Annotated in this window: 17 protein-coding genes; 9 read left to right on the forward strand and 8 right to left on the reverse strand. The window is 53.7% G+C overall.

All coding sequences use genetic code 11. From position 1 onward, the window contains the following. Nucleotides 1-80: 80 nt before the first annotated feature. The 6 genes from yiaY to OGX96_RS06445 form a co-directional block, all read right to left on the reverse strand. Nucleotides 81-1,232 carry an L-threonine dehydrogenase gene (gene yiaY / locus OGX96_RS06420; protein WP_235126189.1) on the reverse strand — a complete coding sequence of 384 codons (1,152 nt, stop codon included), beginning with the start codon at nucleotides 1,230-1,232 and terminating at the stop codon, nucleotides 81-83. Between the two features lie 188 nt (nucleotides 1,233-1,420). Continuing rightward, entirely contained in the window at nucleotides 1,421-3,265 is a 1,845-nt protein-coding gene (gene selB / locus OGX96_RS06425; protein ID WP_286582481.1) for a selenocysteine-specific translation elongation factor, read from the reverse strand. Next, the gene (gene selA, locus OGX96_RS06430) at nucleotides 3,262-4,653 is read right to left on the reverse strand and encodes an L-seryl-tRNA(Sec) selenium transferase (protein ID WP_008786452.1); all 1,392 of its coding nucleotides are present in this window, start codon (nucleotides 4,651-4,653) and stop codon (nucleotides 3,262-3,264) included. Before selA ends, selB begins: the two co-directional genes overlap by 4 nt. Before the next feature lie 98 nt (nucleotides 4,654-4,751). After that, nucleotides 4,752-5,360 carry a glutathione S-transferase gene (locus OGX96_RS06435; RefSeq protein WP_008786453.1) on the reverse strand — a complete coding sequence of 203 codons (609 nt, stop codon included), beginning with the start codon at nucleotides 5,358-5,360 and terminating at the stop codon, nucleotides 4,752-4,754. 97 nt (nucleotides 5,361-5,457) lie between these two features. After that, entirely contained in the window at nucleotides 5,458-6,594 is a 1,137-nt protein-coding gene (locus tag OGX96_RS06440) for an HlyD family secretion protein (protein ID WP_003827339.1), read from the reverse strand. Nucleotides 6,595-6,596: 2 nt separating this feature from the next. Further along, complete coding sequence (locus OGX96_RS06445) at nucleotides 6,597-6,959, reverse strand: DUF3302 domain-containing protein (protein ID WP_003827338.1); 363 nt, start codon at nucleotides 6,957-6,959, stop codon at nucleotides 6,597-6,599. A 531-nt stretch (nucleotides 6,960-7,490) separates the two neighbouring features. Here OGX96_RS06445 and mtlA point away from each other — a divergent pair. From mtlA to mtlR, 3 genes are all read left to right on the forward strand, one after another. Continuing rightward, entirely contained in the window at nucleotides 7,491-9,404 is a 1,914-nt protein-coding gene (gene mtlA, locus OGX96_RS06450) for a PTS mannitol transporter subunit IICBA (RefSeq protein WP_008786455.1), read from the forward strand. A gap of 128 nt (nucleotides 9,405-9,532) precedes the next feature. Next, a complete protein-coding gene (gene mtlD / locus OGX96_RS06455; RefSeq protein ID WP_020996057.1) occupies nucleotides 9,533-10,681 on the forward strand; it encodes a mannitol-1-phosphate 5-dehydrogenase in 1,149 nt (382 codons plus the stop codon). Beyond that, nucleotides 10,681-11,268 (forward strand): mannitol operon repressor MtlR, encoded by a 588-nt coding sequence (mtlR, locus tag OGX96_RS06460; protein WP_003024179.1) that lies wholly within the window; start codon nucleotides 10,681-10,683, stop codon nucleotides 11,266-11,268. The genes mtlD and mtlR overlap by 1 nt, the downstream gene beginning before the upstream one ends. 12 nt (nucleotides 11,269-11,280) lie before the next feature. On the opposite strand, the gene OGX96_RS06465 is transcribed toward mtlR, so the two are convergent. Further along, complete coding sequence (locus OGX96_RS06465; RefSeq protein WP_032945348.1) at nucleotides 11,281-11,487, reverse strand: hypothetical protein; 207 nt, start codon at nucleotides 11,485-11,487, stop codon at nucleotides 11,281-11,283. A 292-nt stretch (nucleotides 11,488-11,779) separates the two neighbouring features. Between OGX96_RS06465 and OGX96_RS06470 the strand changes: the two genes are divergently transcribed. From OGX96_RS06470 to trmL, 6 genes are all read left to right on the forward strand, one after another. After that, the gene (locus OGX96_RS06470; protein WP_008786458.1) at nucleotides 11,780-12,142 is read left to right on the forward strand and encodes a YibL family ribosome-associated protein; all 363 of its coding nucleotides are present in this window, start codon (nucleotides 11,780-11,782) and stop codon (nucleotides 12,140-12,142) included. A gap of 262 nt (nucleotides 12,143-12,404) precedes the next feature. After that, a complete protein-coding gene (gene lldP, locus OGX96_RS06475) occupies nucleotides 12,405-14,060 on the forward strand; it encodes an L-lactate permease (protein ID WP_003827332.1) in 1,656 nt (551 codons plus the stop codon). After that, on the forward strand, nucleotides 14,057-14,833 hold the full coding sequence (lldR, locus tag OGX96_RS06480; RefSeq protein WP_003024170.1) for a transcriptional regulator LldR: 777 nt from the start codon (nucleotides 14,057-14,059) through the stop codon (nucleotides 14,831-14,833). Before lldP ends, lldR begins: the two co-directional genes overlap by 4 nt. Further along, entirely contained in the window at nucleotides 14,830-16,020 is a 1,191-nt protein-coding gene (gene lldD, locus OGX96_RS06485) for an FMN-dependent L-lactate dehydrogenase LldD (RefSeq protein ID WP_032945351.1), read from the forward strand. Before lldR ends, lldD begins: the two co-directional genes overlap by 4 nt. Nucleotides 16,021-16,217: 197 nt before the next feature. After that, nucleotides 16,218-17,558, forward strand: a complete 1,341-nt coding sequence (locus tag OGX96_RS06490) for an MFS transporter (protein WP_032945353.1) — start codon at nucleotides 16,218-16,220, stop codon at nucleotides 17,556-17,558. Between the two features lie 46 nt (nucleotides 17,559-17,604). Beyond that, nucleotides 17,605-18,078 carry a tRNA (uridine(34)/cytosine(34)/5-carboxymethylaminomethyluridine(34)-2'-O)-methyltransferase TrmL gene (trmL, locus tag OGX96_RS06495; RefSeq protein WP_003827329.1) on the forward strand — a complete coding sequence of 158 codons (474 nt, stop codon included), beginning with the start codon at nucleotides 17,605-17,607 and terminating at the stop codon, nucleotides 18,076-18,078. Between the two features lie 181 nt (nucleotides 18,079-18,259). Here trmL and cysE read toward each other — a convergent pair whose 3' ends face one another. Next, nucleotides 18,260-19,081, reverse strand: coding sequence for a serine O-acetyltransferase (gene cysE, locus OGX96_RS06500; RefSeq protein ID WP_003024160.1), 822 nt, complete (start codon nucleotides 19,079-19,081; stop codon nucleotides 18,260-18,262). Nucleotides 19,082-19,140 lie beyond the last annotated feature (59 nt).

Raw genomic sequence — 19,140 nt, forward strand, 5'->3', positions numbered from 1 at the left:
GCTGTAGGGGTACTACAAGGGTAGACGGGACTGGCGAATTATTCGCCAGCCTTTTACTGCTTTACGACAGGTATCACGAATTACATGGCAGCACGATAAATCGCCATGATTTCTTCATGTGTCGCCTGAATCGGGTTAGTGAAACCACAGGCATCTTTCAGGGCATTAGTCGCCAGAACGGCAAAATCTTCTTCTTTCACGTTCAGCTCACGCAGCCCAGCCGGAATATTCACTTTCTGCGCCAGTTCGCGGATCGCCGCGATGCAGGCTTCCGCCCCTTGCTCTTCGCTCAGTCCAGCCACGTTAACGCCCATCGCAGCCGCGCAATCGCGCAGGCGGGCGGCAGCAACTTTGCTATTAAATACCTGTACATGCGGCAGCAGTACGGCATTACATACTCCGTGTGGCAGATCGTAGAAGCCACCCAGCTGGTGCGCCATCGCATGCACGTAGCCAAGGGAGGCATTGTTAAAGGCCATACCTGCGAGGAACTGCGCATAGGCCATGGCTTCGCGCGCCTGAGCATTGCCGCCCTCTTCCACGGCGACCGGCAGGTTTTCCGCAATCATGGTGACGGCTTTAAGCGCGCACGCATCGGTAATGGGGGTCGCAGCAATAGAAACATAGGCTTCGATAGCGTGAGTCAGCGCATCCATACCGGTAGCCGCCGTCAGAGACTTCGGCATACCGACCATCAGCGAGGAGTCATTGACGGACAGCAGCGGTGTAACATGCTTATCCACAATCGCCATTTTAATGTGGCGTACTTCATCAGTGATGATGCAGAAGCGGGTCATTTCAGATGCCGTACCCGCCGTGGTGTTGATGGCGATCATCGGCAGCTGCGGTTTTGCAGAGCGGTCTACACCTTCGTAGTCACGAATATCGCCACCATTAGCCGCCACCAGCGCAATGCCCTTCGCACAATCATGAGGAGAGCCGCCACCGAGAGAAATAACGCTATCACAGTCATTTTCTTTCAGCATTTTCAGGCCAGCGGCAACGTTACTGGTCGTGGGGTTAGGATGCGTACCATCGTAAATTACGCTGGAAATATCATGTTCCTGTAGCGCTTTTTGAATATCGCCAGCCATACCTAATTTCGTCAGCATGGCATCCGTAACAATCAGCGTACGGCGAAAACCATATTCCGCCATTGTATTCATTGCGTCTTTTAATGCGTCAGCGCCGATTACATTCACGGAAGGAATAAAAAATGTTGAAGCAGCCATTGTACGATCCTTAATTACTCTAAAGAGGTAGGAAGCATACGAGTGAAATTTCCAACAAAATATGATCGTGGTTGTTATTTTAATAACACTTACAATTAAAAAGCACATTAGGTTCATAATCTAATGTGCTTATTTCAATCAACATCTATTTTGTATTAATTCATTTAATCCATGAATTAATTGTTTCATTATTTTTCAGGGAACAGCAAGGCATCGCGTAATAAATGATCATTTCCCCGACGGCGAGTAAAACCAATGCGGTCAAAATATTCCAGAATTTGGATAGCCAATTTGCGCCCAACGTTAAGCCTGTCGCGAAAATCGGCGGCACATGTCGATCCCCTTTCCTGATCCAGTTCGCGGATCATATTGGCAAAGGCCACAATCCGATCGTTACGGTAATAACGATCTTTCACGATCGCGGTAATGATGCCTTGCTGTGCCGCTTGTCGTAACGCCACACGCATCATCTGTTCATCCGTTCCCGTCTGTTTTGCCAAATCGCGCACCCACCACGGCTCATCGCCAAAAAGCGGTTCTACTTTTTGCCAGATTGCCAACTGCTCATCGCTGAAACCCGCCTTATGTTCCGGCAAATGTAACCAGCCATGATGGCTATGGATCGCGCCACTCTCGCGCATCTTTTCAATTAGCAGCAATACCAGCGCTTCGTCTTCCATCGGCAAAGCCATACGGCGCAGGCGCTCGCGCCCGGGCCCTGGTTCATCACGGTGCTGCTCATGGTAGGTCGCCAGCGTATCGAGAACTTTCCGCTGCCAGCGCGCGGCAACGGGGGCATTCAACAGGCTGTATCCCGCCTGAATAAAACCATGTTGCTCAATCAACGGACGCATACCATTGCCATTGAGCTGACGCGCCCATGCGAAATCAGGAATATTCACCGCCCCACGCGTCAAATGCAGCGCCAGGGCGTCACCGTCAGTCTGCGCGTTTTCCAGCGCCGACAGCCACTGCAAATATTCCGGCTTACGCTTTCCGCGTCGCGGCGGATTAAGCGTCACAACACGTGCACCTGCCAGCGTTGTACGGGCAGAAATATCACGCAGCACCAGACGGTCGTTATCGGCAAGCCAGAGTGGTGTATCAAACACCAGCTCAGCTAGTGTCCCTTCAAGCAGAGAGATACGCCCGGTGACATGGCTGGCCGCGTGGTGAATATGCAACGGTTGCCACTGCATCAGCGGCGCGGCATGTTCTAAAGAAACAATCACGCGGGTAAAAGCCTCTGGCGGCGCATCGGAAAGCAGCCAGTCGCCGCGGTTTAGTTCTTCTTTTTGCGCATCGCCGGCAATATTCAGCGCAATACGTTGTCCCGCTTGCGCGCGGTCGGTGGCCTGGTTTTGTGCATGCAGGCTACGTACGCGCATCGGTTTGTTGACGCCCGTGAGCCACAGCGTGTCACCGACATTCACTTCACCGCTGAGCGCCGTCCCGGTCACCACCAGCCCTGCGCCTTTGACCGTAAAGGCACGGTCAATCGCCAGGCGGAAGCTGTGATCGCGGGCATGCTCGCGCGACGTTAATTGCAACAAATGGTCACGCAGTTCCTCGATACCACGGCCTTCACTGGCCGCAGTGACGAAAAGCACCGACTCCGCGAAACCATAATTCCCCAGCGTGGACTGAATCTCCGCACGCACCTCTTCAATTCTTGCTTCGTCTACGCGGTCGGCTTTCGTGAGTGCCACGGTGATCTGCGGATTGCCCGTCAGCTGCAGAATTTGCAAATGCTCACGGGTTTGCGCCATTACGCCATCATCACACGCCACCACCAGCAACGCGTGATCGATGCCGCCGACCCCCGCCAGCATGTTGGACAGAAACTTTTCGTGTCCGGGAACGTCGATAAACCCCAGCACCCGCCCATCCGGCTGCGGCCAGTAGGCATAGCCGAGATCGATGGTCATGCCGCGCTTTTTTTCTTCCGGCAGACGGTCGGCATTCACACCGGTAATCGCCTGTAATAACGTTGTTTTTCCGTGGTCAACGTGTCCGGCGGTTGCAATAATCATTTCAGCATCATCTCCATAAACCGGGTCTCGTCTTCAAGGCAGCGCAGATCCAGCCATAAGCGGCCATCATAAATTCGCCCAATAACCGGCACGGGCAGCGTACGCCAACGGGCTGCCAACGCTTCGAGGCGGCTCCCGCGCCCGTCATGTGGGGTAAAGGTTAGCGCCGCGCTGGGCAGCCTATCAACAGGTAGTGAGCCGCTGCCAATCTGCGACAGGCAAGGCATCACATTCAGGGCGAACTCATCACCGTAATGCTCTGCAAGCTGTGCCTGTAATTGCTGTGCCTGCGCGTGGATCGCTTCTTGTGAGCGGGTGAGCTGGCGCAACGTCGGCAACTTCTCCGCCAGTGCTTCCGGGTGCAGATAGAGCCGTAGCGTCGCTTCCAGCGCAGCCAGTGTCATTTTATCTGCCCGTAATGCGCGTTTCAGCGGATGGCTCTGCAAACGAGCGATCATCTCTTTTTTACCGACAATTATCCCAGCCTGCGGCCCGCCCAGCAGTTTATCGCCGGAGAAACTCACCAGACTGACGCCAGCGGCAATCAGTTGCTGCGGCATCGGCTCCTGCGGCAAACCATACTGGCTGAGATCGACCAGCGAACCACTGCCCAGATCCGCCACCACCGGTACATCCAGTTCCTGGCCAATTACGGCCAGCTCCGCCTCATCCACCGACTTTGTGAAGCCTTCAATGCTGTAATTACTGGTATGCACTTTCATCAGCAGACCGGTGTTTTCATTCACCGCCTGGCGGTAATCTTTCGCATGGGTCCGGTTGGTGGTCCCCACCTCACGCAAAATGCATCCGGCCTGACACATGACGTCCGGAATACGAAACGCGCCGCCAATTTCCACCAGCTCGCCGCGAGAAACAACCACCTCTTTGCCGTTCGCCGTGGCGGCCAGCATCAGTAGAACAGCTGCCGCATTGTTATTGACGATACAGGCGTCTTCCGCCCCCGTCAGACGGCAGAGTAAATCCGCCAGGGCCCGATCCCGATGTCCTCGCCCGGCATCATCCAGACTATATTCCAGCGTCACCGGCGTGCGCATCGCCTGTACCACCGCTTCAATTGCTTCTTCAGCCTGCGACGCGCGCCCAAGGTTAGTATGCAGCACCGTTCCGGTCAGGTTAATCACCGGGCGTAGCGCGCTTTGCGATTCTCGTTCCAGCCGGGCGCTGGCTTCTTGTGCCCAGTCCTCACACCATGCCGGGAGCGCGTGCGTGTCGCGAATAGCTTCTCTGGCTTCATCGAGCATGTGACGCAGCAGGTCAACCACCCGGGTATGGCCGTGAGATTCACGTAAGGCTGGGAAGGCGCTATCGCGCAATAAACGATCGATAGCAGGAAGCTGGCTGTAGAGTGAACGCATGTCGGTTGTCATGAAAGGGCCTGGCTGTTGGTGGCCCTCTCCACCGTGGAGAGGGATATCGATATAGGAAGGATTGTACCGTGACTTTGCTCAGGCGGACATAATACGCATCAAGCCTTTGGCGGTTCTGTACGGGCAAAACTCTCGCGTTGAAAGAGCGTTTCCACCAGTTTGACCAGACGGGGGCGATCAACACACCAGCCAGGCGCAACCCGACGGAAATTGAGATAACCGACGGCGCAGGCAATCGCAATGGTTGCCAGGTTAACCGTATCCGTTTTCAGCGTACCATCCGCCAGATAGCCTTCCAGCACATCCAGACTACGGGTGATCTTCTCACGCTGACGTAACAATTCAGTTTCTGACTGCTGCGCGGCAGGGCGAGCCTGTTCGCGCACCGAAACTAAACCGGCATCCATAATGCCGTCTGCCAACGCTTCCAACTGGCGTACCTTCAGCGCAGCCAGCGGATCACGCGGCAGCATGGCTGGTGCAATATCCAGTAGCTCTATATATTCCGCAATGATAGGAGAATCAAACCAATACTCGCCCGCATCGGTGACCAACGCGGGTACTTTACCTAACGGGTTATAGCGCGCCACGCCGCTATCCGCGTTATAGGGGAGTTCATTCACAAATTCGAAGGTGATGCCCTTTTCCAGTAACAGAATAGAAATTTTACGCACAAAAGGGCTGGTATAGCTGCCAATGAGTTTCATGCCGGGTCCTTTTTGCCAACAAAAAAGCGGTGCCCAACGATAGTGGGACACCGCTTAGTATGGCTCAGGTCACTGAAAATGGCAGGTGATGGCAGTCTCAATGATCCAAATAAAGGTAATGCATCCAACTGGTCATGCGCAGCAGTACTTTACGCATTACCGACACGTGGGCGAAATGGTCGGAATAGACTGCAACCTGAGCATAGATACCGTCCGGCAGCGCATCCACATCGGCATTCGGATCCAGCTCAATCGTGGCCAGCACCCCATCGGTACCCGGCACCACCGTTAAGGACTGTAATGCGCCCTGCGCCTGATAAGAACCGCCCGGAACGACCGGAAGAATACTGGTCAGCTTGCCGGTGAAAACCTGGCCAGGCAGCGCATTAAACACCACTTCCGCTTCATCGCCCGGTTTAAGGCGCAGCAGCGAGTTCTGGCGGAATTGCGCCACGATTTGCCGTTTTTGCTCAGGAATAAACACCATTACCGGACGCAAAGGTAATGCTGCTGCGTAAGTCCCCGGACGAATTAAAATCTGCGTGGCATAACCGTTGCTGGGGGCACGAACTACCGTCTGTTCAAGATTGTATTTAGCCTCGGCAAGCTGGGCACGTAGGGACGCAACCTGAGATTGCTCACCGTTGACCATACTGTCTAATTGGCTCTGAATCTGCGTCTGTTCTGCAACCGAGCCTTTGACCAGCGCATCTTGTGCCAGATAGTTTTGCCGGGCGTTATCGATATCGCTTTCAGAGAACGGGTTAACCTTCGCCTGACTGCCTTTCAAATAGCGTTGATAATCTTTATACAGACGGTCACGTTCAGCAGATACACGGGTGGTATTGGCGACCGCTTCCGACAACTGTGCTTTCAGGTTGTCGATGTTGTGCGTAGCGGTAACCAGATCAGCCTGCAGCCTGTCGACACGCGCCTGATACCGTACCGGATCGAGCTTAAACAGCACATCGCCTTTTTTAATTAGCTGATTATTTTTATCCGTTACCTCACTAACAATTCCTGTGACTTGCGGAGTGACCGGAATTGAAATAACCGCTTTTTGCGCCGTAAAGGTATATGGGTGGTTATAGTTCATTAATAAAATCAATCCCGCAACAATGAACACCCCACCTAATGCAGCGGTAGCAAGCGTCCATTGGTTTACCGGAATACGGAATATTTTAAAGATGGCCCAGGCAAAGGCCACATAGGTCAGGACTATCAACAAATCCATGATTAAATCTCCGGAAAGGTGGAGTTATCGGTTTTTTTCTCCCCATCCAGTCTTTTTTCCAACTGGGTGATTCGCGCTGCCAGCGCGGCAATCTCAGGGTCTGACTCCTTTCCGGTCGGTGTGATGTGTGACTGCATTCCCCATCCCTTTTCAGGCTGGTAGAGCGTGGCCCAGATCCACAGGAACGGCCAAATAACATGAAGAGTGAACAAGCTCACCCATCCTGCAGTATGGATGGCATCGGCATGGGGATGGTTGCGCTTCTTAGCCATGTTATAGGGGATATCGTGGATGGCGATGATTCCATAAAACAGAACCAGAAATACGAAAATCAGCACGCCCAACGCGAAATAATTTAGAAACATACCTGCCTCGAATTCACGCTAATTAGAGTTTTTTTATGCCGGCAGCCGTATGCACCCTGGCTGATGTTTTGAACATAACTGGAGTTAAGGGTTTTTGCCATACCACAAAATAAATATTTTTTCTGGTGAGAAATTGCTTTGTTTTGCAATAAAAAATGTCGGGGGTAGAACCTGCCGCAGATCACATCTGATAAATTTCAGATGAAAATACTTTGCGATTCACATCACAAAAATCCAACAAACAAGGAAAGCAAAAATGTGAATTACTTCACATTTAATCCTCATTTTCAGCGAATTATTGCACTGCGATGTTTTTTTGTACCGGTATTTTGTGATGAAAATCACATTAACTAACGCCATACACCCTATATTTACGTGACGAATGTCACATAAAAGGCCGTCGACTGGACAGTTGAACGATTCAGTGCCAGATTTCGCAGTATCTACAGGGTCCGGCTACCTCCTGCCGCTACATTAACAAACCTCGGGCTTTCAGCCTGCGTGATAGCAAACATAAGAAGGGGTGTTTTTATGTCATCCGATATTAAGATCAAGGTGCAAAGCTTTGGTCGATTCCTCAGCAACATGGTGATGCCAAATATCGGCGCGTTTATCGCGTGGGGTATTATCACCGCATTATTCATTCCGACAGGGTGGTTGCCGAACGAAACGCTGGCGAAGCTGGTCGGCCCGATGATCACCTATCTGCTGCCGCTACTGATCGGTTATACCGGTGGTAAACTGGTTGGCGGCGAGCGTGGCGGCGTAGTTGGTGCAATCACCACCATGGGCGTTATCGTCGGTGCGGACATGCCAATGTTCCTCGGCGCGATGATTGCAGGTCCACTGGGCGGCTGGGCGATCAAACACTTCGACAACTGGGTAGACGGTAAGATCAAATCCGGTTTTGAGATGCTGGTGAATAACTTCTCCGCTGGCATCATCGGTATGATCCTCGCCATTCTGGCATTCCTTGGCATTGGTCCATTGGTTGAAGCACTGTCCAAAATTCTGGCGGCAGGCGTTAACTTCATGGTTGTCCATGACATGCTGCCGCTGGCGTCTATCTTCGTTGAACCGGCGAAAATCCTGTTCCTCAACAACGCCATTAACCACGGTATTTTCTCACCGCTGGGTATTCAGCAGTCCCATGAGATGGGCAAATCCATCTTCTTCCTGATTGAAGCAAACCCGGGTCCGGGTATGGGCGTCCTGCTGGCGTACATGTTCTTCGGTCGCGGCAGCGCTAAGCAGTCTGCAGGCGGCGCGGCTATCATCCACTTCCTGGGTGGTATCCACGAAATTTACTTCCCGTACGTGCTGATGAACCCGCGCCTGATCCTGGCCGTTATTCTCGGCGGTATGACTGGCGTATTTACCCTGACTATCCTGAACGGCGGTCTGGTTTCTCCGGCGTCTCCGGGTTCTATCCTGGCCGTGCTGGCAATGACACCTAAGGGAGCTTACTTCGCTAACATCGCTGCTATCTGTGCGGCTATGGCAGTCTCCTTTGTGGTCTCAGCCATTCTGCTGAAAACCAGCAAAGTGAAAGAAGATGATGACATTGATGCCGCAACCCGTCGTATGCACGACATGAAAGCGGAATCCAAAGGCGCATCCCCGCTGGCGGCTGGCGACGTCACCAACGACCTGAGCCATGTGCGTAAAATCATCGTTGCCTGCGATGCCGGAATGGGTTCCAGTGCCATGGGTGCGGGCGTACTGCGTAAGAAAGTACAGGATGCAGGGCTGTCTCAGATTTCCGTCACTAACAGCGCGATTAATAATCTGCCGCCGGATGTGGATCTGGTCATTACCCACCGTGACCTGACCGAACGCGCGATGCGCCAGGTGCCTCAGGCACAGCACATTTCGCTGACCAACTTCCTCGACAGCGGTCTGTACTCCAACCTGACCGAACGTCTGGTCGCTGCGCAGCGCCACAACGTGAACGAGGAGAAAGTTCGCGACCACCTGAAAGACAGCTTTGAAGAGGGTGATACCCACCTGTTCAAACTGGGTGCGGAGAACATCTTCCTTGGCCGTAAAGCGGCTAACAAAGAAGAAGCGATTCGCTTTGCTGGTGAGCAACTGGTGAAAGGTGGTTACGTTGAGCCAGAATACGTCGAGGCGATGCTGGACCGCGAAAAACTGACCCCGACTTACCTGGGTGAGTCCATCGCAGTACCGCACGGTACGGTTGAAGCCAAAGACCGCGTGCTGAAAACCGGTGTGGTGTTCTGCCAGTACCCGGAAGGCGTTCGCTTCGGTGAAGAAGAAGACGATATTGCCCGTCTGGTTATTGGTATCGCAGCGCGTAACAACGAGCACATCCAGGTGATTACCAGCCTGACCAACGCTCTGGATGATGAATCCGTGATCGAACGTCTGGCCCATACCACCAGCGTGGATGAAGTTCTGGAACTGCTGGCAGGTCGTAAGTAAGCGTTATTGCCCGGTGGCGCTCACGCTTACCGGGCCTACAAAATCCTCTCCCTTGTGGAGAGGGTTAGGTTGAGGGAAAAGCCTCACCCCAGCCCTCTTGGGTAAAAACATTAATGAAGGTTAATACTATGAAAGCATTACATTTTGGCGCAGGTAATATCGGTCGTGGCTTTATCGGCAAACTGCTGGCGGACGCGGGGATACAGCTGACGTTCGCGGATGTAAATCAGGTCGTGCTCGATGCCCTGAATGCCCGTCATAGCTATCAGGTTCATGTCGTGGGTGAAAATGAGCAGGTTGATACCGTCTCCGGCGTCAACGCTGTAAGCAGCATCGGCGATGATGTTGTTGAACTGATTGCCCACGTAGATTTAGTCACTACCGCCGTCGGTCCGGTTGTACTTGAGCGTATCGCTCCAGCCATCGCCAAAGGACTGGTTAAACGCAAGGCGCAGGGCATCGCTACTCCACTAAATATCATCGCTTGTGAAAACATGGTGCGCGGAACGACCCAGTTGAAAGGCCATGTAATGAACGCGTTAGCAGATGAAGATAAAGCCTGGGTTGAAGAACATGTTGGCTTTGTCGATTCTGCCGTGGACCGCATTGTTCCGCCTTCAGCTTCAGCAACCAACGATCCGCTGGAAGTTACCGTCGAAACCTTCAGTGAGTGGATTGTCGACAAAACACAGTTCAAAGGTGAACTGCCAAATATCCCAGGAATGGAATTAACTGATAACCTGATGGCATTTGTCGAACGTAAACTCTTCACGCTGAACACCGGGCATGCTATAACCGCGTACCTCGGAAAATTGACCGGTCATCAGACCATCCGTGACGCGATTCTCGACGAGAAAATCCGCGCAGTGGTAAAAGGTGCGATGGAAGAGAGCGGCGCGGTACTGATCAAACGCTATGGCTTTGATGCAGCAAAACATGCGGCATACATTCAGAAAATCCTCGGTCGTTTTGAAAACCCGTATCTGAAAGATGACGTTGAGCGCGTGGGTCGTCAGCCGCTGCGTAAGCTGAGCGCAGGCGACCGCCTGATTAAACCGCTGCTGGGTACGCTGGAATATGGTTTGCCGCATGCGAATCTGGTTACCGGTATTGCGGCAGCGATGCACTATCGCAGCGAAGAAGATCCGCAGGCACAGGAACTGGCCGCGCTGATTGACGAAAAAGGTCCACAGGCCGCGCTGGCGCAAGTTTCCGGGCTGGATGCCAATAGTGATGTCGTGCTTGAGGCTGTTAACGCGTATAACGCAAAGAAATGATGCAGGACCTGGCGCAGGATATCCTGCGCCTGAATAATAGATTGTCAGATATGCAGGCAATAATGGAACAAACGCAGGCCTTTGAAAATCGTGTGCTTGAGCGTCTGAATGCTGGCAAAACCGTACGCAGCTTCCTCATCACCGCCGTAGAACTGCTCACCGAGGCGGTGAATATCCTTGTGCTTCAGGTATTTCGCAAAGACGACTATGCGGTGAAATACGCCGTAGAACCGCTGCTCGACGGCGATGGTCCGTTGGGCGATCTTTCCGTTCGTCTGAAGTTAATCTACGGCCTGGGCGTACTCAGTCGCCCGGAGTACGAAGATGCGGAGCTGCTGATGGCGCTGCGGGAGGAGCTGAATCACGACGGCAATGAATACGCATTCACCGACGACGAAATTCTTGGACCGTTTGGTGAACTTCACTGCGTGACGGCACTCCCGCCGCCACCCCAGTTTGATACCTCAGACTCTGGTTTGCATGCCATGCAGATCCAGCGTTACCAGCAGATGGTACGATCCACCATGGTCCTTTCCCTGACCGAGCTGATTTCTAAAATCAGCTTAAAAAAAGCCTTTCAAAAATAAGACGATGCTTGCTTATTTCTCTTCCTGCTGCGGTCGATACAGCTGCCGATAGTACGCCAGACGTTGCAGATATAGCTGCGCGTTTTCCTGCGGTATTTCTGAAGGGACAACGTTGCGCGGCGGTGTTTTATTCAAATATTCGCGAAAAGCCTGGCTTGAAGCCATAAAATCGACAGTTTTATCAATCAGGATTGAAACGTTCTCACCTATTTTCGCCATAATCTTCCCTCCTCCATGTATTAACCGCGCTCAGCCTGTGCGGTTGATCATTTAAGTTTAGGATCAGTTGGGTGTTTATATTGAGGAAAACGTGCTTCACCACGAACACGCCAATAAAAAGCACCACGGCCGATCTTATCGCTTAAAATTCCTTGTTAATCAATGCAGTAACATTATCATTAGCTAATTAATACTTACGGTATTTGATTATTTATCTTCGAGCAGTTGTGAATAATCCCGCTCTGCGCGCATACTATAGGATATTCATCCTATTTTTATCAGAAGCTATCCTATGAAAGAAGTCGAAAAAAACGAAATTAAACGCCTGAGCGATCGTCTGGACGCTATTCGCCACCAGCAGGCAGACCTGTCCCTGGTTGAAGCCGCCGACAAATACGCCGAGCTGGAAAAAGAGAAAGAAACTCTGGAAGCCGAGATCGCACGCCTGCGTGAAGTTCACGGCCAGAAGCTGAGCAAAGAAGCGCAAAAGCTGACAAAACTTCCGTTCCGTCGGGCCATCACCAAAAAAGAGCAGGCTGACATGGGCAAACTGAAGAAAAGCGTGCGCGGCCTGATCGTCGTCCACCCGATGACCGAGCTTGGCCGTGAAATGGGCCTGAAAGAGATGACGGGCTTCGCGAAGAGCGAGTTCTAATCTCCCACCGGGCAACATCCGCTTGCCCGGTCCTTCATTTCCCCTCGCAATTGGCCCTACCAATTTTAGCCAGATCATACCAACACCTCACATTTCATTAAAATGTGCGTACAATACCGTTGCCAATAAATAACATTTGATTAACCATTCATTGTCATTACCCCTACACAACAATATTGGCAGGGCCACTTTTACACATAATGTGACGAAGATTTGAGCAAAGACTCATTCCATTATGTCAGCGGCCCCCAGGAGACCTGCAATGAATCTCTGGCAACAGAACTACGACCCGGCCGGTAACATCTGGCTTTCCAGTCTGATCGCATCGCTCCCTATCCTGTTCTTTTTCTTCGCCCTGATTAAGCTCAAGCTGAAAGGCTATGTTGCGGCGTCATGGACGGTGGTGATCGCTTTATCGGTCGCCCTGCTGTTCTACAAAATGCCGGTCGATCACGCGCTGGCATCCGTAGTGTACGGTTTCTTCTACGGTCTGTGGCCAATTGCCTGGATCATTATCGCCGCGGTATTCGTCTATAAAATCTCGGTGAAGACCGGGCAGTTTGACATTATCCGATCATCGATACTCTCGATTACCCCAGACCAGCGTCTGCAAATGCTGATTGTTGGTTTCTCCTTTGGGGCATTCCTCGAGGGAGCGGCAGGCTTTGGCGCTCCGGTAGCGATTACCGCCGCACTGCTGGTTGGTCTTGGCTTTAACCCGCTGTATGCGGCAGGTTTGTGCCTGATCGTAAATACCGCGCCGGTCGCTTTTGGCGCAATGGGCATTCCGATTCTGGTCGCCGGTCAGGTTACCGGACTGGACAGCTTCGAGATTGGCCAGATGGTAGGGCGTCAGCTGCCATTCCTGACCATTATCGTGCTGTTCTGGATTATGGCGATTATGGATGGCTGGCGTGGTGTCAAAGAAACCTGGCCTGCGGTGATGGTCGCTGGCGGCTCGTTTGCTATCGCACAGTACCTCAGCTCTAACTTTATCGGGCCGGAACTGCCGGATATCATCTCTTCTCTGGTCTCACTAGTGTGTCTGACGCTGTTCCTGAAACGCTGGCAGCCGGTACGTATCTTCCGTTTTGGCGATATGGGCGCTTCGCAGGTCGATATGGATCTGTCGCGCACCCGCTACACCGCTGGGCAGGTGGTACGCGCCTGGTCACCGTTCCTGTTCCTGACAGCTACCGTCACGCTGTGGAGCATACCGCCGTTTAAAGCGCTGTTTGCGCCAGGCGGCGCGATGTACCACTGGGTGGTCAATATTCCGGTTCCGTTCCTCGACAAGCTGGTTGCCCGTATGCCGCCGGTCGTACACGAAGCCACGGCCTACGCGGCGGTGTACAAATTTGACTGGTTCTCCGCGACCGGTACTGCGATTCTGTTTGCCGCCCTGCTGTCTATCGTCTGGCTGAAGATGAAGCCATCTGCTGCGCTGCAGACCTTTGGTAGCACGCTGAAAGATCTGGCGCTGCCTATCTACTCCATCGGGATGGTGCTGGCGTTCGCGTTTATCTCTAACTACTCCGGGCTTTCATCCACCCTGGCACTGGCCCTGGCACATACCGGCAGCGCATTTACCTTCTTCTCGCCGTTCCTTGGCTGGCTGGGGGTATTCCTGACCGGGTCCGACACCTCATCAAACGCATTGTTCGCCGCCCTGCAGGCCACGGCCGCTCAGCAAATCGGCGTTTCGGATGTGCTGATGGTGGCCGCAAATACCACCGGCGGCGTGACCGGCAAGATGATCTCTCCGCAATCTATCGCTATCGCCTGTGCGGCAGTGGGATTAGTGGGGAAAGAGTCTGATCTGTTCCGCTTTACCGTGAAGCACAGCCTGATTTTCACCTGCATGGTGGGTGTGATTACCACGCTGCAGGCCTATGTCTTAACCTGGATGATTCCATGATAGTGATGCCCAGACGCCTGTCAGACGAGGTCGCATCTCGTGTGCGGGCGCTGATTGAAGAACAACAGCTGGAGGCGGGCATGAAGTTGCCCGCTGAGCGCCAACTGGCCGTACAGCTCGGCGTATCGCGCAACTCGCTGCGCGAGGCGCTGGCGAAACTGGTGAGCGAAGGCGTGTTGATTAGCCGTCGTGGCGGCGGGACGTTTATCCGCTGGCAGCATGAGGCATGGTCTGAACAAAACATCGTTCAGCCGCTGAAAACTTTGCTGGCAGACGACCCTGATTACAGTTTCGATATTCTGGAAGCCCGCCACGCCATCGAAGCCAGCACCGCCTGGCATGCAGCTATGCGTGCCACTGCTGCCGACAAAGAGAAGATCAGACTCTGTTTCGAGGCCACACAAAGCGAAGATCCAGATCTCGCCTCGCAGGCAGACGTTCGCTTTCATCTCGCCATTGCGGAGGCCTCGCACAACGTGGTGCTGTTACAGACCATGCGCGGTTTCTTCGACGTATTGCAGTCTTCGGTGAAACAGAGCCGCCAGCGAATGTACCTTGTGCCGCCCGTATTTTCGCAACTGACGGCGCAGCATCAGGCCGTCCTGGATGCGATTGTTGCCGGAGATGCCGACGGAGCGCGTAAAGCAATGATGGCGCACCTCAGTTTTGTCCACACCACGATTAAACGATTTGATGAAGATCAGGCCCGCCAGGCGCGAATCACCCGCCTGCCCGGTGACCCTGGTGAGAATAGCAGGGAGAACAACACATGATTATTTCAGCAGCCAGCGACTATCGCGCCGCAGCCCAGCGCATCCTACCCCCCTTCTTGTTCCACTATATAGACGGTGGGGCGTATGCAGAGCACACTCTGCGCCGTAACGTGGCAGACCTGTCGGAGGTGGCGCTGCGCCAGCGCGTGCTGAAGAATATGTCCGACCTGAGCCTGGAGACAAAGCTGTTCAACGAAACGCTCTCCATGCCGGTGGCCCTTGCACCTGTCGGTCTGTGCGGCATGTACGCGCGCCGGGGCGAAGTTCAGGCCGCCGCCGCCGCTGATGCCAAAGGCATTCCATTTACGCTTTCCACGGTATCCGTATGTCCGATTGAAGAAGTCGCCCCAACCATCAAGCGTCCAATGTGGTTTCAGCTATATGTTCTGCGCGATCGCGGCTTTATGCGCAACGCGCTGGAGCGCGCCAAAGCGGCGGGTTGCTCCACGCTGGTCTTTACCGTCGATATGCCAACACCGGGTGCACGCTACCGTGACGCCCATTCCGGGATGAGCGGCCCAAATGCCGCACTGCGCCGCTACTGGCAGGCAGTCACCCATCCACAGTGGGCATGGGACGTTGGCCTGAACGGTCGCCCACATGATTTAGGTAATATCTCGACTTATCTTGGTAAACCTACCGGTCTTGAGGATTACATCGGTTGGCTGGCGAATAACTTCGATCCGTCGATTTCCTGGAAAGACCTCGAGTGGATCCGCGAATTCTGGGATGGCCCGATGGTGATCAAAGGGATCCTCGATCCCGAAGATGCCCGAGACGCCGTACGCTTTGGCGCGGATGGTATTGTTGTCTCTAACCACGGTGGCCGCCAGTTAGACGGCGTGCTGTCTTCTGCTCGCGCGCTGCCCGCCATTGCCGATGCAGTAAAAGGCGATATCACCATTCTGGCAGACAGTGGGATCCGCAACGGTCTGGATGTCGTACGTATGATTGCGCTGGGCGCGGATAGTGTTCTGCTGGGACGTGCTTATCTGTACGCGCTGGCCACCCACGGTCAGGCCGGGGTGGCGAATCTGCTGAATCTAATCGAGAAAGAGATGAAGGTGGCAATGACCCTGACCGGGGCGAAATCGATTAGCGAAATCAGCCGTGATTCGCTGGTACAGGAACTGGGTCAGAACCTGCCTGCTGCATTAGCGCCTCTGGCCCAGGGTAGCGCTGCGTAACACTCTCCCCCGTAAAATCGCGTTTTCTGCATGGTCGGCCTGTTCTCAGCCCGGCCATTTTTTACGCAAAAATAACGACCAGTTAACATTTACAACCAATATATTTGACAACTTTTTATCCACCTGCCAAATGTATATACAAGCTAATACAAGAGCGATTTATACAGATAACAACCATCATAACGGGCGAGGGTGACATGGCTTATTCCGGTAAAGTGAATATCCAGCAGGCGATAGATGACAGTCCTTTTTCGCGCTTCCATTGGGTCATTATTGTCCTGGGATTTCTGGTTTTAGCCATTGACGGCTTCGATACCGCGGCGATGGGTTATATTGCTCCCACGCTCTCAGCCGACTGGGGCATCAAGAAGCAAGATCTCGGACCGGTGTTAAGCGCCGCGCTATTAGGCCTGTCATTTGGCGCCCTGCTCGCCGGACCCATTTCCGATCGTATGGGCCGTAAGCGTGTCCTGGTATTTTCCTGTCTGTTCTTTGGCCTCGCCAGTCTGGGAACCGCCTATGCCCAGACCCTGAATATGCTCACATTTTGGCGTTTTCTCACTGGACTTGGACTTGGCGCGGCAATGCCCAACGCCATCACCCTGGTGTCAGAATTCGCCCCGAAACGTTGTCGTTCAATGGCGATTAACACCATGTACTGCGGCTTTCCGTTAGGCGCTGCGGGCGGCGGCGTAATCTCCTCCTGGCTTATTCCCAATTACGGCTGGCACAGTGTTCTGCTTGCCGGTGCGATCGCCCCGCTGGCCCTCACCGTACTGTTGGTGCTGTTCCTGCCGGAGTCGGTGAAGTATCTGGTTCACCGCGGTAAAGGGGTGGCACAGGTTAAACGCATTGCTCAACGTTTTATGTCGGGAAATCTGGAACAGGTTACTCAGTTTTATCTGGATGAAGACCGCGTCACGATCAAAAAAGGCAGCGTGGCGCAGCTATTCAGTATGCCCTGGCTGCCGGGCACGCTGATGCTCTGGACGACCTACTTTATGGGGCTGGTTATCTATTACGTGCTGCTGAGCTGGATGCCAACGCTGATGCTGGGCATGGGCTATCCGCTGGCTGAATCCGCCTGGCTGACGTCACTGTTTACCTTCGGCGGTACCGCAGGGATCCTGCTGGCCGGTTGGTTAATGGACCGTTGGGAAGCGCATAAAGTGGTATCACTCGGCTTTATGCTGACGATGCTGTTTGCCCTCGCTCTCGGGTTTGAACACAACCATATCATCCTGTTCGGCGCACTGATCTTCCTGATGGGGATTACCATGAACGGCGCGCAGTCCGGGCTACAGACGCTGGCTGCAACGTTTTATCCAACCCACTGCCGCGCAACGGGCATTGCCTGGATGCAGGGCGTGGGCCGCTTCGGCGGCGTAGCCGGAACGATGATGAGCGCCCAGTTGCTTTCCCTGCAATGGCAGGCAGACAGTATCTTAATGTTCCTCAGCCTTCCGGCTTTGGTCGCCGCTGCCGCGACGATTTACAAGCTGCAACGCTATAAACCGCACGCGCTGACCGTCGCATAGTACCGGCTCTTTCTGCTATTCTGCCCCCCGTACTTAAGGGGGCAGCATGCTAAACATCGTTTTATTCGAACCAGAAATCCCGCCAAATACCGGCAATATTATTCGCCTTTGCGCCAACACCGGCTTTCGTCTGCATATTATTGAGCCAATGGGCTTTACCTGGGACGACAAGCGCCTGCGTCGCGCGGGGCTGGATTACCATGAATTTACCGCTGTGCTACGCCACCCTGATTACGCCGCCTTCGTCGCCGCAGAAAATCCGCAACGTCTGTTTGCCCTGACCACCAAAGGTACTCCAGCGCATAGCGCGGTAAGCTATCAGGATGGGGATTATCTGATGTTTGGCCCGGAAACTCGCGGTCTGCCAGCCAGCATCCTCGACGCGCTGCCTGCCGAACAAAAAATTCGTATTCCGATGATGCCGGACAGTCGCAGCATGAACCTGTCGAATGCGGTGTCGGTGGTGGTGTATGAGGCCTGGCGCCAGTTAGGTTATCCCGGCGCGGTATTGCGTAGTTGATTTTTGTCGGATGGCGGCTGACGCCTTATCCGACCTACGAAAGAATTTACCGTTATTTTTCGAGCGTTATCGGCGTAGTCAGGTTGGACACGGACTGCGCTTGCCGACCTGCGCGTACACGTAGTACGTGAGGATGGCGAGCACAGCCCGGGTTCAAGATGACAAGTAAGATAGCTCGAAATCAGATTCCATCGCCGTATTCGAAAGTATGATGAATCCCGTTGAAATGCTGATCCATATCCATAGACGGCTTATCGCTGTCTGGCTTACCGACGATGCGCGCCGGTACGCCTGCGGCGGTGGTATGCGGCGGTACGGGCTGTAGCACGACCGAACCTGCGCCAATCTTCGCGCCGCGTCCGACTTCAATGTTGCCGAGAATTTTTGCTCCCGCGCCGATCATCACGCCTTCACGAATTTTCGGGTGGCGGTCACCGCCGGCTTTACCGGTCCCGCCAAGCGTAACGGATTGCAGAATAGAGACATCGTTTTCAATCACCGCGGTTTCACCAACCACAATGCCGGTGGCGTGATCGAGCATAATCCCACGGCCAATTTTTGCCGCCGGATGAATATCTACCTGGAAGGTAACGGACACCTGATTTTGCAGGAAGATCGCCAGTGCCTGACGCCCCTGATGCCACAGCCAGTGACCGATACGGTAGGCCTGAAGCGCATGAAAGCCCTTCAGATACAGCAGTGGAGTGGAATATTTATCGACAGCCGGGTCACGCGTGCGTACTGCCTGAATATCGCAGGCCGCTGAGGCAATCATTTCAGGATCGGCCGCGTAGGCCTCTTCTACGACTTCGCGAATCGCAATGGCGGGCATGATTGGAGAAGCGAGTTTATTCGCCAGCATATAGCTTAGCGCACTGCCGAGATTTTCATGCTTGAGCAGCGTTGCGTGGTAAAAACTGGCCAGCATTGGCTCACATTCCGCCAGTGCCCGGGCTTCCGCTTTAATGTTTTTCCAGACGATATCCAGTTCTTCACACGGCATTGCGTACTCCAGAAGGTAGCAAAACGACCGATCCGTTCTTCGCGGATCGGGTCGTTATA

This window comes from Citrobacter sp. Cpo100, assembly GCF_030332595.1.
Lineage (GTDB): Bacteria > Pseudomonadota > Gammaproteobacteria > Enterobacterales > Enterobacteriaceae > Citrobacter > Citrobacter portucalensis.

Excerpts from the sequence above, each read along its gene's own strand:
- yiaY (WP_235126189.1), bottom strand. The coding sequence starts at position 1,232 with ATGGCTGCTTCAACATTTTTTATTCCTTCCGTGAATGTAATCGGCGCT.
- selB (WP_286582481.1), bottom strand. The coding sequence starts at position 3,265 with ATGATTATTGCAACCGCCGGACACGTTGACCACGGAAAAACAACGTTA.
- selA (WP_008786452.1), bottom strand. The coding sequence starts at position 4,653 with ATGACAACCGACATGCGTTCACTCTACAGCCAGCTTCCTGCTATCGAT.
- OGX96_RS06435 (WP_008786453.1), bottom strand. The coding sequence starts at position 5,360 with ATGAAACTCATTGGCAGCTATACCAGCCCTTTTGTGCGTAAAATTTCT.
- OGX96_RS06440 (WP_003827339.1), bottom strand. The coding sequence starts at position 6,594 with ATGGATTTGTTGATAGTCCTGACCTATGTGGCCTTTGCCTGGGCCATC.
- OGX96_RS06445 (WP_003827338.1), bottom strand. The coding sequence starts at position 6,959 with ATGTTTCTAAATTATTTCGCGTTGGGCGTGCTGATTTTCGTATTTCTG.
- mtlA (WP_008786455.1), top strand. The coding sequence starts at position 7,491 with ATGTCATCCGATATTAAGATCAAGGTGCAAAGCTTTGGTCGATTCCTC.
- mtlD (WP_020996057.1), top strand. The coding sequence starts at position 9,533 with ATGAAAGCATTACATTTTGGCGCAGGTAATATCGGTCGTGGCTTTATC.
- mtlR (WP_003024179.1), top strand. The coding sequence starts at position 10,681 with ATGCAGGACCTGGCGCAGGATATCCTGCGCCTGAATAATAGATTGTCA.
- OGX96_RS06465 (WP_032945348.1), bottom strand. The coding sequence starts at position 11,487 with ATGGCGAAAATAGGTGAGAACGTTTCAATCCTGATTGATAAAACTGTC.
- OGX96_RS06470 (WP_008786458.1), top strand. The coding sequence starts at position 11,780 with ATGAAAGAAGTCGAAAAAAACGAAATTAAACGCCTGAGCGATCGTCTG.
- lldP (WP_003827332.1), top strand. The coding sequence starts at position 12,405 with ATGAATCTCTGGCAACAGAACTACGACCCGGCCGGTAACATCTGGCTT.
- lldR (WP_003024170.1), top strand. The coding sequence starts at position 14,057 with ATGATAGTGATGCCCAGACGCCTGTCAGACGAGGTCGCATCTCGTGTG.
- lldD (WP_032945351.1), top strand. The coding sequence starts at position 14,830 with ATGATTATTTCAGCAGCCAGCGACTATCGCGCCGCAGCCCAGCGCATC.
- OGX96_RS06490 (WP_032945353.1), top strand. The coding sequence starts at position 16,218 with ATGGCTTATTCCGGTAAAGTGAATATCCAGCAGGCGATAGATGACAGT.
- trmL (WP_003827329.1), top strand. The coding sequence starts at position 17,605 with ATGCTAAACATCGTTTTATTCGAACCAGAAATCCCGCCAAATACCGGC.
- cysE (WP_003024160.1), bottom strand. The coding sequence starts at position 19,081 with ATGCCGTGTGAAGAACTGGATATCGTCTGGAAAAACATTAAAGCGGAA.